The sequence below is a fragment of the Saccharothrix sp. DSM 118769 genome, assembly GCF_052936295.1.
This window is the reverse complement of the sequence record NZ_CP193627.1, coordinates 9,238,429-9,251,919: the sequence shown is the minus strand read 5'-3', so window position 1 is coordinate 9,251,919 and position 13,491 is coordinate 9,238,429. Positions and strand designations below refer to the sequence as shown.

16 protein-coding genes and 1 tRNA gene are annotated in these 13,491 nt (G+C 71.7%); 5 read left to right on the top strand and 12 right to left on the bottom strand.

Features of this window, described 5'->3' with window-relative positions:
- Window positions 1-8 precede the first annotated feature (8 nt).
- Genes ACRAKJ_RS39580 through htpX form a run of 4 tightly spaced genes read left to right on the top strand, consistent with a single transcriptional unit; the run spans window position 9 to window position 2,462 of the window.
- Window positions 9-428, top strand: a complete 420-nt coding sequence (locus ACRAKJ_RS39580) for an NADH-quinone oxidoreductase subunit NuoB (RefSeq protein ID WP_438925518.1) — start codon at window positions 9-11, stop codon at window positions 426-428.
- A complete protein-coding gene (locus ACRAKJ_RS39575; RefSeq protein WP_438925517.1) occupies window positions 425-997 on the top strand; it encodes an NADH-quinone oxidoreductase subunit C in 573 nt (190 codons plus the stop codon). Before ACRAKJ_RS39580 ends, ACRAKJ_RS39575 begins: the two co-directional genes overlap by 4 nt.
- Window positions 990-1,580 (top strand): 4Fe-4S binding protein, encoded by a 591-nt coding sequence (locus tag ACRAKJ_RS39570; RefSeq protein WP_438925516.1) that lies wholly within the window; start codon window positions 990-992, stop codon window positions 1,578-1,580. The genes ACRAKJ_RS39575 and ACRAKJ_RS39570 overlap by 8 nt, the downstream gene beginning before the upstream one ends.
- 21 nt (window positions 1,581-1,601) lie before the next feature.
- On the top strand, window positions 1,602-2,462 hold the full coding sequence (gene htpX / locus ACRAKJ_RS39565; protein WP_438925515.1) for a zinc metalloprotease HtpX: 861 nt from the start codon (window positions 1,602-1,604) through the stop codon (window positions 2,460-2,462).
- A gap of 43 nt (window positions 2,463-2,505) precedes the next feature.
- Here htpX and rfbA read toward each other — a convergent pair whose 3' ends face one another.
- On the bottom strand, window positions 2,506-3,381 hold the full coding sequence (gene rfbA, locus ACRAKJ_RS39560) for a glucose-1-phosphate thymidylyltransferase RfbA (protein WP_438925514.1): 876 nt from the start codon (window positions 3,379-3,381) through the stop codon (window positions 2,506-2,508).
- Window positions 3,378-3,869 carry a YajQ family cyclic di-GMP-binding protein gene (locus ACRAKJ_RS39555; RefSeq protein ID WP_438925513.1) on the bottom strand — a complete coding sequence of 164 codons (492 nt, stop codon included), beginning with the start codon at window positions 3,867-3,869 and terminating at the stop codon, window positions 3,378-3,380. The genes rfbA and ACRAKJ_RS39555 overlap by 4 nt, the downstream gene beginning before the upstream one ends.
- A 122-nt stretch (window positions 3,870-3,991) precedes the next feature.
- On the opposite strand from ACRAKJ_RS39555, the gene ACRAKJ_RS39550 reads away from it, so the two are divergent.
- Window positions 3,992-4,072, top strand: a tRNA-Tyr gene (locus tag ACRAKJ_RS39550).
- Between the two features lie 726 nt (window positions 4,073-4,798).
- Here ACRAKJ_RS39550 and ACRAKJ_RS39545 read toward each other — a convergent pair.
- The 10 genes from ACRAKJ_RS39545 to ACRAKJ_RS39500 all read right to left on the bottom strand — a co-directional run bounded on the left by ACRAKJ_RS39545 (window position 4,799) and on the right by ACRAKJ_RS39500 (window position 13,460).
- Window positions 4,799-6,199: a tyrosine-type recombinase/integrase gene (locus ACRAKJ_RS39545; protein ID WP_438925512.1), complete on the bottom strand. Its 1,401-nt coding sequence runs from the start codon at window positions 6,197-6,199 to the stop codon at window positions 4,799-4,801.
- A complete protein-coding gene (locus ACRAKJ_RS39540) occupies window positions 6,196-6,381 on the bottom strand; it encodes a helix-turn-helix domain-containing protein (RefSeq protein ID WP_438925511.1) in 186 nt (61 codons plus the stop codon). Before ACRAKJ_RS39540 ends, ACRAKJ_RS39545 begins: the two co-directional genes overlap by 4 nt.
- 2 nt (window positions 6,382-6,383) lie before the next feature.
- Window positions 6,384-7,661, bottom strand: a complete 1,278-nt coding sequence (locus tag ACRAKJ_RS39535) for a DUF3631 domain-containing protein (RefSeq protein ID WP_438925510.1) — start codon at window positions 7,659-7,661, stop codon at window positions 6,384-6,386.
- A complete protein-coding gene (locus tag ACRAKJ_RS39530; protein WP_438925509.1) occupies window positions 7,658-8,275 on the bottom strand; it encodes a DUF2742 domain-containing protein in 618 nt (205 codons plus the stop codon). Before ACRAKJ_RS39530 ends, ACRAKJ_RS39535 begins: the two co-directional genes overlap by 4 nt.
- Before the next feature lie 284 nt (window positions 8,276-8,559).
- Complete coding sequence (locus tag ACRAKJ_RS39525) at window positions 8,560-10,725, bottom strand: FtsK/SpoIIIE domain-containing protein (protein ID WP_438925508.1); 2,166 nt, start codon at window positions 10,723-10,725, stop codon at window positions 8,560-8,562.
- A complete protein-coding gene (locus tag ACRAKJ_RS39520; protein WP_438925507.1) occupies window positions 10,722-11,810 on the bottom strand; it encodes a DUF2637 domain-containing protein in 1,089 nt (362 codons plus the stop codon). Before ACRAKJ_RS39520 ends, ACRAKJ_RS39525 begins: the two co-directional genes overlap by 4 nt.
- Window positions 11,807-12,100: a hypothetical protein gene (locus ACRAKJ_RS39515; RefSeq protein ID WP_438925506.1), complete on the bottom strand. Its 294-nt coding sequence runs from the start codon at window positions 12,098-12,100 to the stop codon at window positions 11,807-11,809. Before ACRAKJ_RS39515 ends, ACRAKJ_RS39520 begins: the two co-directional genes overlap by 4 nt.
- Window positions 12,097-12,537: a RapZ C-terminal domain-containing protein gene (locus ACRAKJ_RS39510; protein WP_438925505.1), complete on the bottom strand. Its 441-nt coding sequence runs from the start codon at window positions 12,535-12,537 to the stop codon at window positions 12,097-12,099. Before ACRAKJ_RS39510 ends, ACRAKJ_RS39515 begins: the two co-directional genes overlap by 4 nt.
- The gene (locus ACRAKJ_RS39505) at window positions 12,530-12,700 is read right to left on the bottom strand and encodes a hypothetical protein (protein WP_438925504.1); all 171 of its coding nucleotides are present in this window, start codon (window positions 12,698-12,700) and stop codon (window positions 12,530-12,532) included. Before ACRAKJ_RS39505 ends, ACRAKJ_RS39510 begins: the two co-directional genes overlap by 8 nt.
- A 94-nt stretch (window positions 12,701-12,794) precedes the next feature.
- A complete protein-coding gene (locus tag ACRAKJ_RS39500; protein WP_438925503.1) occupies window positions 12,795-13,460 on the bottom strand; it encodes an NUDIX domain-containing protein in 666 nt (221 codons plus the stop codon).
- Between the last annotated feature and the right edge of the window lie 31 nt (window positions 13,461-13,491).

The window sequence follows — 13,491 nt, the reverse complement described above, 5'->3', positions numbered from 1 at the left end:
CAACGGTCGTGACGGTTTCCACCTTGGACTGGGGCACGACCTACCGGGTCACCGTGCTCGACCTCGGCCTCGCGTGCTGCGGCGTCGAGGTCATGGCCGCCCTGGAGGGCCACCGCCCGGAACACCTCGAAGCGCTCGGCGTCGACACCGTGCACGCCGCGGGCGAGGCCCACGTGCTCGTCGTCTCCGGCACGGTCACCGACGCCATGCTGCCCGCCGTGGTCGCGACCTACGACGAGATGCCCGAGCCGAAGTACGTCCTGTCGGTCGGCGCGTGCAGCAACACCGGCGGCCCGTACTGGGACTCCTACAGCGTCACCAAGGGCATCGACCAGGTGCTCCCGGTGCACGTCGCCGTGCCCGGCTGCCCGCCCCGCCCCGAGGCGCTGCTCGACGGCCTCGCCGCGCTGCACCGGCTCGTGTCGTGAGCGCCGCGTCGCAGGACCTGGCCGCCCGCGTCCCCGGCGCGGACGTGCGGACCGCGTTCGGCCAGACCACCGCGCACGTGCCGCTCGACGGCTGGTTCGCCGCCGCCCGCCACGTGCGCGACGACCTGGGCTGCGCCCAGTTCGACTGGCTGGGCGTCGAGGACGCCGGACGCCCCGGCGCGGTCGGCGCGCGGCACGCCGTGCTGCTGCACGTGCTGCACCCCGGGACCAGGCAGGGCGTGCTGCTGCGCACCGAGGTGGACGCCGGGCAGCGGCTGCCCAGCGTCGCCGGGCTGTGGGCGGGCGCGGCGTGGCACGAGCGCGAGGCGGTCGAGATGTTCGGCCTCGCCCTCGACCGCGAGGTCGACCACCTGCTGCTGCCCGACTCGTTCGCCGGCCACCCGCTGCGCAAGGACTTCGTGCTGGCCTCCCGCGTGGTCCGCCCCTGGCCCGGCAGGCTCGAACCGGGCGAGGACGGCACGTCCGCGCCCAGCCGCCGCCGCGCCGCCCCGCCCGGCGTGCCCGACCCGTCGTGGGGCCCGCGCTACGAGGAGAACGCCGATGAGTGAGACCCCGGGCGGCACGCCGAGCCCCCAGCCCGTGCCCGACCAGCCCGCAGCCGGCCAGCCCGCGCCGGCCCAGCCCGCACCCGCCCAGCCCGCGCCGGCCCAGCCCGCGCCCGCCCTGCCCCCGCGCACCCGGGGCGTCATCGCGCTGCTGGAGGCCAACTGCACGGTGTGCATGATCTGCGCCCGCGAGTGCCCCGACTGGTGCATCCACATCGACTCGCACACCGAGGTCGAGCAGGTCCCCGGCTCGTCCCGCCCGCGCGCCCGCAACGTGCTCGACCGGTTCGCCATCGACTACGGCCAGTGCCTCTACTGCGGCATCTGCGTCGAGGCGTGCCCGTTCGACGCGCTGCACTGGGCGCCCGACTTCTCCTACCCCGGCACCGGCACGCCGACGGGGGACGGTGCGGTCGCCGAACTCGTCCACGAGCGCGACGTGCTGGGCTCCTGGGTGTCGCACGTGCCGCCTCCGCCGCAGCTCGACGCGGGTGCGGAGCCCGCGCCGGAGACCACCGCCGCACGACCGGCACGCCCCGGTGCCGGAACCGCTCGCCGGCCGGGAGCGTTGAGGGGGAGGACGTAGAACAGCCGGAGGCGAAGCACCGTGCACAAGCACTACAACGGGGTGAAGACCGCGTTGCTCCTCGGTGCCACGAGCGGGCTGATCGTGGCGGTCGGCTCGTTGTTCGGCCGGACCGCCCTGGTCCTCGGCCTGCTGCTGGCGCTGGGCGTCAACGCCTACGCGTACTTCAACTCCGACAAGCTCGCGCTGCGGGCCATGCGGGCGCGGCCCGTGTCGGAGGTCGAGCAGCCCGCGATGTACCGCATCGTGCGGGAGCTGGCCCAGACCGCCCGCCAACCCATGCCCCGGCTCTACCTGAGCCCCACGGCCGCGCCCAACGCGTTCGCGACCGGCCGCAACCCGCGCAACGCCGCGGTGTGCTGCACGACCGGCATCCTCGACCTGCTCGACGAGCGCGAGCTGCGCGCCGTCCTCGGGCACGAGCTGTCGCACGTGCACAACCGCGACATCCTGATCTCGTGCGTGGCGGGCGCGCTGGCGAGCGCGGTCAGCGCGCTGGCCAACCTGGCCGTGTTCGCCAGCGTGTTCGGCGGTGACGACGACGACCGCGCCAACCCGTTCGCCGTGCTGCTGGTCGCGGTCCTCGGCCCGATCGCCGCCGGGATCGTGCGGATGGCGGTGAGCCGGTCGCGGGAGTACCAGGCCGACGAGTCCGGCGCGGAGCTGACCGGCGACCCGCTGGCCCTGGCCTCGGCGCTGCGCAAGATCGAGCACGGCGCGCAGGTCGCCCCGCTCGCGCCCGACCCCGCCGTGGTGTCCCAGTCGCACCTGATGATCGCCAGCCCGTTCCGGGCGGGGGAGAACCTCGCGAGGCTGTTCTCCACCCACCCGCCGATCGCGGACCGGGTGCGCCGGCTGGAGGAGCTGGCGCGGCGGCGCTGAGCCGCCCGCAGCCGCACCGCCCGCTGCCGGCGCGCCCGGGAACCTACGGGCGCACTTCCCGTGCGACGCTCATCACGTACTGGCCGTACCCCGACTTCGCGAGCCGCTCGCCGAGCGCGTAGCACTCATCCGGGGTGATGAACCCCATCCGCAGCGCGATCTCCTCCAGGCACGCGATGCGCACGCCCTGCCGGTGCTCCAGCACCTGCACGAACTGGCCCGCCTCCAGCATCGAGTCGTGCGTGCCGGTGTCGAGCCACGCGAAGCCGCGCCCGAGGTCCACCAGGTTCGCCCGGCCCTCGCGCAGGTACGCGAGGTTGACGTCGGTGATCTCCAGCTCGCCGCGGGGCGACGGCTTGAGGTTCCGCGCGATGTCCACGACCTGGTTGTCGTAGAAGTACAGGCCGGTGATGGCCTTGTTCGACTTCGGCTGCGCGGGCTTCTCCTCGATGGAGACCAGCCTGCCGGTGTCGTCGACCTCGCCGACGCCGTACCGCTCCGGGTCCTTGACCGGGTAGCCGAACAGCACGCAGCCGTCCAGCTTCGCCGCGTTCTCCTGGAGGACCCTCGAGAAGCCGTGGCCGTAGAAGATGTTGTCGCCCAGCACGAGGGACACGTCGTCGTCGCCGACGAAGTCCGCGCCGATGACGAACGCCTCGGCCAGCCCGTTCGGCTGGGCCTGCTCGGCGTAGGAGATGTCGAGGCCGAACTGCGAGCCGTCGCCCAGCAGCCGCTTGAACAGCGGCAGGTCGACCGGCGTCGAGATCAGCAGCACCTCGCGCACGCCGGCGAGCATCAGCACCGACAGCGGGTAGTACACCATCGGCTTGTCGTAGACCGGCAGCAGCTGCTTGGAGACCGCCTGCGTGATCGGGTGCAGCCGCGTGCCGCTGCCACCCGCGAGGACGATGCCCTTCACCGGTAGTTGGTGAACTGGAGGGCGATGCCGAAGTCGGACCCCTTGAGCAGGGCGATCACGTCCTGGAGGTGGTCCTTCTTCTTGCCGGAGATGCGCAGCTGGTCGCCCTGGATCTGCGCCTGCACGCCCTTCGGCGCCTCGTCGCGGACCTTCTTCGCGATCTCCTTGGCCTTCTCGCTGGAGATGCCCTGCACGAGCGTGCCCGTGACCTTGAACACCTTCCCGGAGACGGCCGGGTCGCCCACCTCGAACGCCTTCATCGAGATGCCGCGCTTGATGAGCTTCTCCTGGAAGACGTCGATCGCCGCCCGGCAGCGCTCCTCGGTCTGGGACTCGAAGGTGATCGCCTCCTCGCCCGCCCAGGAGACGTGCGTCTCCGTGCCCCGGAAGTCGAAGCGCGTGCTCAGCTCCTTGGCGGCCTGGTTGAGCGCGTTGTCGACCTCCTGGCGGTCGACCTTGCTCACCACGTCGAACGACGGGTCTGCCACGTGCCCGGTACCTCCGCGTCGGTGGGTCTGGAACCGCCCGGAAGCCTACTCGGGTATCCCGGTTGCACGGGCCCGGACGGGGTTATGTATTGTCTCTTCCGCACCCGGGAGACCGGGAGCGGGGCGGGTTGCCCGAGCGGCCAATGGGAGCGGACTGTAAATCCGTCGCGAAAGCTACAGAGGTTCGAATCCTCTACCCGCCACAGCAGGACGAAGACCCCGTGACCAGGCAAGACAGGTCACGGGGTCTTCTCGTTGGTGTCCGACTGCGTCCGGCCGGGACCGGCCCGCTACGGGTGGCTGTACCGAGGACGTACCGAAGTGCGTAGGGCGTCTGCGAGGTCGCGGCGATGCGCGGCCATGAGCCCTGTGGCCGAGGCGGCTTTGTGAGAGCCGGGCCACAGCGTCAACGCATGGGTGAGCCTGCTTCACCGCTCAGCTCTGCCTCTGGAGAGCATGTGTACGCTTAGTGCACTCGCGGTACGCCGTGGGACGCCTGCGAAGGGCAGTCGGTAGGGCTGTCCGGCATGACAGAGTTTGGTAACACGCGAGTCCGTTTGCAGGCGGACGGCTCAGTGACACCAGTACACCGTGCTGGTCGAGCTGAGCTGTCCTCTCCTCGACCAGCGGAATCGAGGAGTCTCTGACTATGTTGGCCTCTCACCTCGTCGGGTTCGCCTGCGCTGCCTTCATGACGCACCGGTTGATCGGTGTTGTCGCCACCTCCGGGAACCGTGCGCACCGAAACGACGCTATCCGGCTCTGTAGCTACATCTGGGGCGCTGGGGCGCTTGGCCCTGGGATGGCCACGGCTGTGATCAAGCTTAACGAACTTGGCATTCTGAACTAGCTAGCTTGCCTACCTTCGGCGCTGGTAGGTGCTCGGTGAGAGACGTCGTCTCTCACCGAGCACGTGCGCGTTAGGTGGACTAACTGGCGAGTCCTCGTTGAACGAGCTGCCGGGCGCGTTCCTCCCCACCGTCGAGGCACTTCGCGTAGACCCGCATCAGGACGTTGAGGCTGTGACCCGCCCACTCGGCGACCCGTGGTGCCTCCACGCCGAGGTTGAGCCACGTCGAGACGCAGGCGTGACGGAGGTCATACGGACGCTTGGCGAGCGGTGAGGCCACCACGTCGGGCGTGAAGACCGCTTCACGCGCCAGCGCCCACACCCGCCCGTACGTCGAGCTGCCGATCCGCCCGCCGCGCTCGGCCACGAACAGCAGCCCACCCGGCGCGGTGCCGAACCGGTCGAAGTGCTCGTAGAGCAGCACCGCCAGTTCGGGCGAGAGCGGCACCGTGCGGCCCTCACCGTCCTCCCGGTGCTTCAACCCCCGTTCCTCGCTCCGCCGGCCGCTGTCGGTCCACTCAGCGCCGATCTCGGGTGCTGCCTTGGCCAGGTGGATGTCACCCCACTGAGTGACCCGCCAGCGGCCCGCCTGGTCGTCCCACTCCCTCGGCGGCATGACCAGGTCACTGCGACGCACCACGGAGGCTTCCTCGGGGCGCAGGGCCGCGAAGTACATCAGCCCGAAGAACGCCACGAGCTTGCCGCCGGTGCGCCCGATGCCGCCCACGGCGTTGAGCAGCGTCCGGGCTTGGACGGGGTTGGCCACCGACCGCCGGTCGACCTGGTGGGCGACGTTCTTGCGCTTCTTCGTGGTCACCTCCTTCAGCGGGTTCGCGGACAGCAGCTCCTTCTCCACCGCGTAGTTCAGCGCGTTGCCGAGCGTGATCCGGCGGAGCCGAATCGTGTCCGGCGCGGCCCGCGTGCCGTCCAACTTGCGTTCGACGTCGGCCAGCAGCGCCCGGAGCACGTCCGGTTTCGCCAGGTCGGCCACCGGCCGGGTGTTCTGCGACAGCCATGCCAGCGCCGCGGCTACGTCCGCCGGATGCCTAGATTCGCGACGGCTGGTGTTGAACGCCACCCGCATAGCCCTGCGGAGAACAGCGCCGTCCGGCCTGCCGCGCGTTCCCGTGAGCAGCGCCGACGTGATGGGCGTCAGCGCGTCGGCAATCGTCCGGCGCTGCCCCGGTGAAGAGTCGCGCCACTTCATGTCCACGAACGAGCACGCGAACACGAACCACGACGTCGTGGGAGTGGCTTTGCGCACCATCGACACGGGCAGGCCGGTCGCCCGGTCGAACGCCTCGCCTTTGTTCGCCGCGCTCACCAGGTCCCCGCGGAAGCTCTTGGCCAGCGCCGAGGTCCGGAACGGCTCTTTGAACCGCTGCCGGGCTACCGACCACTGCACCCAGTGCGTCGTCTTCCGCTTGCCCTGGTAGACGTCGATCACGTAAATCCGCACGTCATAGCTCGTGTCGGTCACGCGGCCACCTCCTGGGCGTCGAACCACGCGTCGACGTCGCGCCGGTCGATCCGCAGTTGCCCGTTCGGCAGCTTCCGGACCTTCGGGGCGGTGCCCTTGGCCAGCCAGTCGTAGAAGGTCGAGCGCGCCACCTTGAACTCGGCGCAGAACTCGGCGACGGTCAGCAGCTCACGTCGTGCCATGTCTAGTTCGCCCCCTCGTGCACGGCGGGCAGGTAGCGCGACCACGCGTCGGCGAGCCCGTTCTCCCCGGTGACCGTGTAGCCCTTGGCGGAAGCGCCGTTGTGCTTGAACGTCTTGACCCGCACGCCGTAGGTCCGCAGCTCGGCGGCCAACCCGTGCGCGTTGAGCGGCTTGCCGTGGAAGTCGGACCACGGCGATTCGTCCAGCGCGTGGAGCGCCAGCAGGATTTCGGCGGTGCTCATCCGGTCGGTGCGCCGTTCGGTGAACAGCGTCCGCAGGTCGGCCAGCAACCGGATGCCGTCCGACACGGGCACCTTGGTGGCTTCCTCCACGAAGTAGCGGCACGCGGCACGCGCGGTGTCCGGCCAATGCCCACCGGCCGCGTCGGCAATCGCCAGCAGCGGTTCCCAGATTTCGGCCGGTCGGTCGGTGACGCCCTCGGGCATCACCGGCGTGGCCGCGCCGACCTCCTCACCGACACCCGCCATCCACTCGGCGAGCGCTTCCCGGATCGGTGCCGACTCGATGGCCACCAGGCGTTCGCGGAACGCCTCCACCTGTTCGTCACGGCGTCGGCGGCGCAGGTTGACCGTGATGGCGCGGGTGGTGATGGTGGCGGGCATCCCACCGGCGATCCCGGCGAGCGCGGCCGGGGCGTAGACCGCGAACCGCTCCACCACCATGTTGTTGGCGTCGCCCTTGCAGCGGGCGACGGTGGCGGACCGCTTGTAACCGGCGTTGAGCAGCGCGCGGAGGTCCTCGTTGCCGCTGCCGTTCTTGGCGAAGATGGCGTCGACCTCGTCGAACAGGATCGTGATCGGCGCGTGGCTGACCATGCGGAACAGCGCGGCCGGACTCGCCGAGAACGTCATCTCCGGCGACTTGACCAGGTACTGACCGACCTCCAGGACGCGGGTCTTGCCCGATCCGGGTTCGGCGGAGGACAGCACGAGCCGCGGCGTGACGTAGAAGTGCTCCACCGCCCACGTGTGGGCGTACCAGAGCGCCAGCATCGGGGCGCAGTGCTCGTGCGGGAACGCCGAGAAGCGGGCCAGGAACTCCCGGACGTCGTCCAGCACCCGCGCACCGTCGAGCTGCCGAGCGGCGCCCTCGGTCGAGTCGGTGGGCAGCAGCCGCAGCCCCGGTCGGTCGGCCTCGCCGTGGTGCGTCACCGTCGTGTCGGTGGCGGTGCTCATGCCGTGCCCCTTCCGGGCCTGGTGCTCGACGGTCTCCCAGGTGACGAGCGGCGACCCCGGGGTGGTGTGTGCTGCCTCGGTCACGCGGCCACCGCCAACGCCGTGGTGCCGTCGTGGCGGGCGCAGCGCACCCACGACGTGTCCGGCAGGCGCGCGGCCAGCTCGTCGGCCAGCGGGTGGACGAACCGCACGGTGGTGTCGCAGCCGGGGTGTCCACACGGGAGGTCACTGACGAGCTTCCGCTTGGCGGACAGGCAGAACGGCAGGTGTCCGACGATGTGCGCGAGCCGGTCCGGCGCGGTGACGGTGTCCCGGACCCGCTCGCGGTGACCGACCTGGGCGTCGGCCCAGTCCGCGGCCACCTGCCGGGCGATGGCGTGCGCCGTGGACTCCTCCAGCCGCGCCAGCGCGGCCAGCACCACAGCGGCGGGCTTGCGCGGGTCGGAGTCGGCCAGCGCGACCCACTCCGGGCTGCCGGCGCGCGGGATGAGGCTGTGCGGGCCGGTGAGCGGACGGCGCGGTGCGGCGGCGTAGGCGCGGCGCAGCAGCGGTTCGGCCCACCGGCGCACGGCGTCGACGTCGAACTCCGGCGCGCGATTCCACGGGCGCACGGCGTCCGGGTCGCAGAACGGGCGTCGGGCGCGGCTGCTCATGACCGGGCTCCTCGGGGCGGTGTTCGGCTGGTTGTCGTCGCTCATGACAACCCCTTCTGTCACTGTGTGTGACGGTGCGTGGGTGCGCGGGGTCGACACGACAACCGAGGGGCGTTGTCGCGTCGGACGCGCGGAGGGGGAGCGGGCGCAGTTAGGTCGCCGGAACCGAGTTAGGTTCCTAACTCGCGGTGCCCGCAAGCGTGATCATGTGCGTGAGCTGGAGTTAGTTAGCCGGTGAGCCGGGTTAGGTCCCGCCGTGGAAGCCCTGGTCAAGGGTCGTTCCAAGGGCTGTGGAGCGAAGCTCGGGACCTAACCCGGTGCCGGTGCGGCTAGTCCTCGTCGTCCAGGTCGCGGGTGGCGCGCTTGGCCAGAGCTTCACGCACCGTGACCGGATCGACCGGGTAGCGGTTGCCGGTCGAGGGCACCTTGACGCCCTCGGCGGCCAGCAGTTCCCGCAGTTGCTTGCCGGTGAGCTTGCGGTACGGGCTCCAGTCGGGCGCGTGCTTGGCCAGCAGCGCGGGGACGTCGGCGGCGGGCACGGTGTCGTGGCCCAGCACCTCGGACACGTCCTCCAACAGGTCGCGGGGAGCCGGTGGCGCGGCGCGCTCCGGGGTGCCGGTGACCACGGCCGGGTGGACCTTGGTCATGGCGCGCTCGATGACCTCGGTGGCCGCGTCCCACCCGGTGTCGTCGTTGACCTGGATGAAGAACCACTTCAGCACCTCGAACCGCTCGGCGGTCGCGCCGGTGAGGATCGACGTGCCCCGGTCCTTGCCCGGACGCAGCTCGGTCGCGCGGATGCCGGCCTGGAACGACCCGTCGCCCAGGAAGCCGTCATTGGAGCGCCACGACTTCACCGCGAAGCACGCGTTGAGCTGCACCAGCTCCACGATCTTCGGCGGGATGGCGTCGGCCCGCGACGACTGGGTGTCGAAGCCCAGGATGATGCCGGTCTTGCGGGCACGGCGGAGAGTCTGCACCGCCAGTTCCGCGGCTTCCTCGCCCTGGGCGCTGCCAAACAGCTCGTGGCACTCGCTGAACAGCGCCACGATCGGCCGCAGGTCCGGGTGCTTCTCGGCGAGCCCGCGCGTGACCTTCTTCGCGCCCAGCTCGGCCAACCGCGCCTCACGACGCCCTACCTCGTCGTACAGCTCCCGCAGCGACTCCACCGCCGAGTCCACCACGGTGGCGTCCGTGCCGCGCTCGTAGCGCGCCAAGCGGGGCCGGTAGGCGTCGAAGTCGCCGTTGCCCGCGAACACGAACACCCACAGCTCGGCGAGCGGGTCCAGGGCCGCGCCGAGCATGAGCACGCGGGCGGCGTTGGACTTGCCCTGCCCCATCATCCCGCCGAACACGACGTTCGCCGAGACCAGCGCGGGCGCGACGACGTCCCCGCGCTGGGAGACGCCCAGCGGCACGCCGGTGAACACGTCGGCCGTGCCGGCGGACAGCAGCGGGTAGGGCGGCGCGGCCTTGGTGGACAGACCGGGGTCGGCCACCCACAGGTCCACGAACCCGGCACGCTCGGCCGCGTTGGGCCAGACCTCCATCGGGTCGCGGTGCAGGTTGCGGGCCAGCACGTCGCGCTTGTCGCTGATCATGTCCGGGGTCACGCCGAGCGGCAGGGAGAACGTGGCCTGGTAGCCGCGCTGGTTGACCCGCACCGGCGGGGTGGCGAACTCGACCGTCCACCCCGACTTGATGGCCTTGTTCAGCGCCGGGATGCCCAGGTGCACCAGGGCTTCGCCGATGCCGCCGGGGGTGACCACGCGGTGGGTCTCCTCCCGCTGCGTGGGCGACATGGCCCATGCGGGCACGTCGGCGGCGGAGGAACCGGCGCGGTGCGCGGCCAGCAGCCACACCGCCGGCACGCCGAGGATGGCGGCCTGGACACCGAGCATGAGCACGGTGCCCAGCACGTCGCCGGTGGCGGTGACGAAGCCCCACCACTCCGACCAGGTCCAGCCACCGGCCCACAGGTGCACGGCCACCCCGACCATCAGCAGCACCGCGAACAGCACGATCACGGCCAGCAGCACCGTGCGCACCAGCGCCAGCACCGTCCGGGGAGCACCGGCGATCCGGTCGCGCCGGTCGGCCTTGGCCTGCCGCAACCGGTCCTGCCACTCGGCGATACCGGCCGCGTCACCCTGCGCCCGTGCCGCCGCGATGCGCTCGCGGTAGTGGGCGTACGTCGCGGCTTGCACCGCGTGCGTCAGCCACTGCTCGTGCCCGCGGTACACCCGGTACCCGGCGCGCAGCGCGGCCTTGCCGAGCGTCGTCGCCGCGGCGCGCACCACGTCGGCGCGCGTCCGCTCGTCGCCCTCGGCGGTCCGCCGGTTGGCCAGCTCGGCTTCCCGCTCGGCGGTCAGCAGCTCACCGGCCACCGCCGTGTCCGTCTCCACGTCCGCAGCGGGCAGCGCGGCGCGGGTGGACTCGGCGCGGCGCAGCGGCACCACGTTGGTCATGTCGTCGGTGGGGTTGGGGGCGCTCATGCGGACACCGCCTGACGGGGGTCGTCGTCACCGGGGTCGGTGTCGGTCGGGAACAGCACGCGGTGCACCTCCACCGCGACCGCGCCCCGGATGCGCAGGAACTTGCGCACCTGGGTCTGCGACGGACGCGCCGGGAGCTGCTGGGCGTCGATCGCGGCACGGACCTTGGCCGCGTACCCCGCGACCTTGTCCGTGATCTCCGCCGGGGCCGTTTCCGCACTACCGGCTGTGTTCCGGGCGTTCCGCTCGACGGACGGCCGGGGCGCGGGCAGGGCGGTCAGGTACTCGCTGATCTCGGCGGCCAGGTCGTCGCCGAGCACGTCGTCGGAGTCGGGAACGGGCAGACCGGGAACGGTGGCGGGCACCAACCGGGCGCGGCCGAACCGGCGCCGGTAGGCCACCAGGCCGGGACGGTGCACGAGCGTGGCGGTGCCGTCCGAGGCCAGCTCGGCCACCGCCTGGTCCAGTGCCGCGCGGCGCACCGCCAGCACCCGGCGAGCGGCCTGCCGTTCGAGCCGCTGGGCGTCCCGCTCGGCGCGGCTCCGGCGCTTGCCGGCAGGGGACGCGGTGACGAGCTGGTGGACGACGACGCCACCGACCGACACCAGCGCCATGACGATGCCGTGCGCGACGGTCGAGCCGTGCACGTAGTTCAGGACGGCGGCCACCGCGGCGAACACCCACGCGCCCAGGTGCAGCCACCCGGTCGAGCGGCCCGCGCGCTGGGCCATCGGCACGGCGAACGCGAACGTCCACATCGCGCCTTCGGAGAACAGCGGCAGCAGCGTGCCGACCGGCCCGAACACCTCTTGGCCGTAGGCGGCCATCGCGGTCCACGCCAGCACCGCCGGGACCACGATGACGGGCACGAACAGCAGGTCGAGGGTATGGGCGCGCAGCCACCCGGTCAGCGCCGTCCGCAGCTCGGCGCGACGGGCGCGAGCCGCGTCGGCCTGGGCCTGCTTCAACCGGGCCTCGGCCTCCCGGTCGGTGCGGCGCTGCTCGAACAACAGTGCCTGGTCGGCCCGCCGCTGCTCGGCGGCCACCACCTTGTCCGCGCGACGGTTCTCGGCCCACGTGCTCATCGGGACACCTCCACACGAGCCGTGGAACCCAGTCCGAACCGCCGGCTCATGGCGCTGCCGGGACGGGAGAACAGGTGGAACACCACGAGCGTGGTCACCAGCGCGGGAACGGCCAGCGCCAGCACCGCCACACCCTGGTCACCGGTCTGCGTGATCAGCACCCACTGACCCAGCCCGATGAGCCCCGCGGTGGCGACGACCTTCCACAGCGCGATCACCGCGACCAGCGCCAGCAGCGCGGCCAGCAACAGCAACGGCGTCGGAACCGACGTGATCAGCTTCGAGGTCATCGCGTGCCCTCCCGCCGGTCGTCGCCGTCGCGCAGCACGCGGGGCAGGTGGACGTGCAGGTGGGACACCCGGACCGGGATGTCGTCGCCCTCGGGGTCGTTGAGGAACAGGTTGGCGACGTGCTCGGCCAGCGCGACGGAGCGGTGACGACCACCGGCGCAGCCGAACGCGAGGGTCACCGGCTTGCCCGCGACGGTGTGGAGCTGGAAGGCCGCGAAGTAGACGCCGCCCGCCAGATCCAGCGCGCCGGGCGTGGTCATCACGGCGTCGCGGACCACCGGGTGGCGGCCGTCGAGGTCGAGGAACCCGCCGTTACGAGCGCGGGCCGGGTCGCGCAGCAGTTCCCGGACGTCGACCACCAGGTCGGCGACGGGCGGCTGACCGTGCAGGTAGCCGAACGAGATGACGTGCAGGGCCGCGGTGGTGGGCTCACTCATCGTCGGCCACCCCCGCACGCTGCCGCTCGACCAGCCGGGCGTGGTCGCGCTGCCAGGCCGGGGCCGACTCCCACGAGCGGCCGGGGCGGGCGTTCTCGTAGGCGGCGCGTGCCGCAGGTTCAACCCGCGACACTGCGGTGCCGTTGTTCGTCGTGCGTGACATGCTCGGGATCTCCTGACCCGCCCCTGGGGCGGTGTTGGGTGGGCCGGACCGGCGGCGTCTTCTTCGCGGGAGTGGGCCGCCGGTCCGGGCAAAGTCAGTGCTTGAGGTAGGCCGTGCGGTTGCCGGGGTGGCTGAACAGCCCGCACTGGCCGATCAAGGCGGCGTCGGGGCTGCCGACGCACTCGGCGGCGAAGTGCATGACCCCCGCGTCGTCGGTGCCGGCGGGGCTGTCGATGCGCCACCAGGTCGGCGAGAACTCCGGGTGGTCGCGGGTGACCACGTCGCCGGGCTCCAGGCGATTGGTCATCTTCATGACGTTGCCGAAGCGCAGGACGATGCCCAGCCGGGCCAGGGCGTCGATGACGATGCGGTCGTGGTCGAACGCCAGCGACTCCAGGTCGGTGATGACCTCGGCCAGCGGCACCCAGCGGGCGGCGCGGGCATCGTCGGCGGCGTGCGGCGTCGGCAGGTGGTCCAGGACCGACATGTAGGCCCAGGACACGTAGCGGCCACGCGGGTCGCGCCCCGCCGTGCCGTACACGCCGACCAGTTCGGCACCTGCGGGCATCGTCAGGCCGGTCTCTTCCACCAGCTCCCGCGCGGCGGCGTCGGCGAAGTCCTCATCGCCGTCCACGTGGCCACCCGGAAGCGCCCACTTGCCCGCGTACGGGTCCCAGCCGCGCTCGATCATCAGCAGGAACAGGCGGTCGTCGTGCTTGGCGAACAGGACGGCGTCGGAGGTCAGACGGATCGTGCTCATGGCTGCGTGCTCGCTTTCGTTGCTGGTGAGG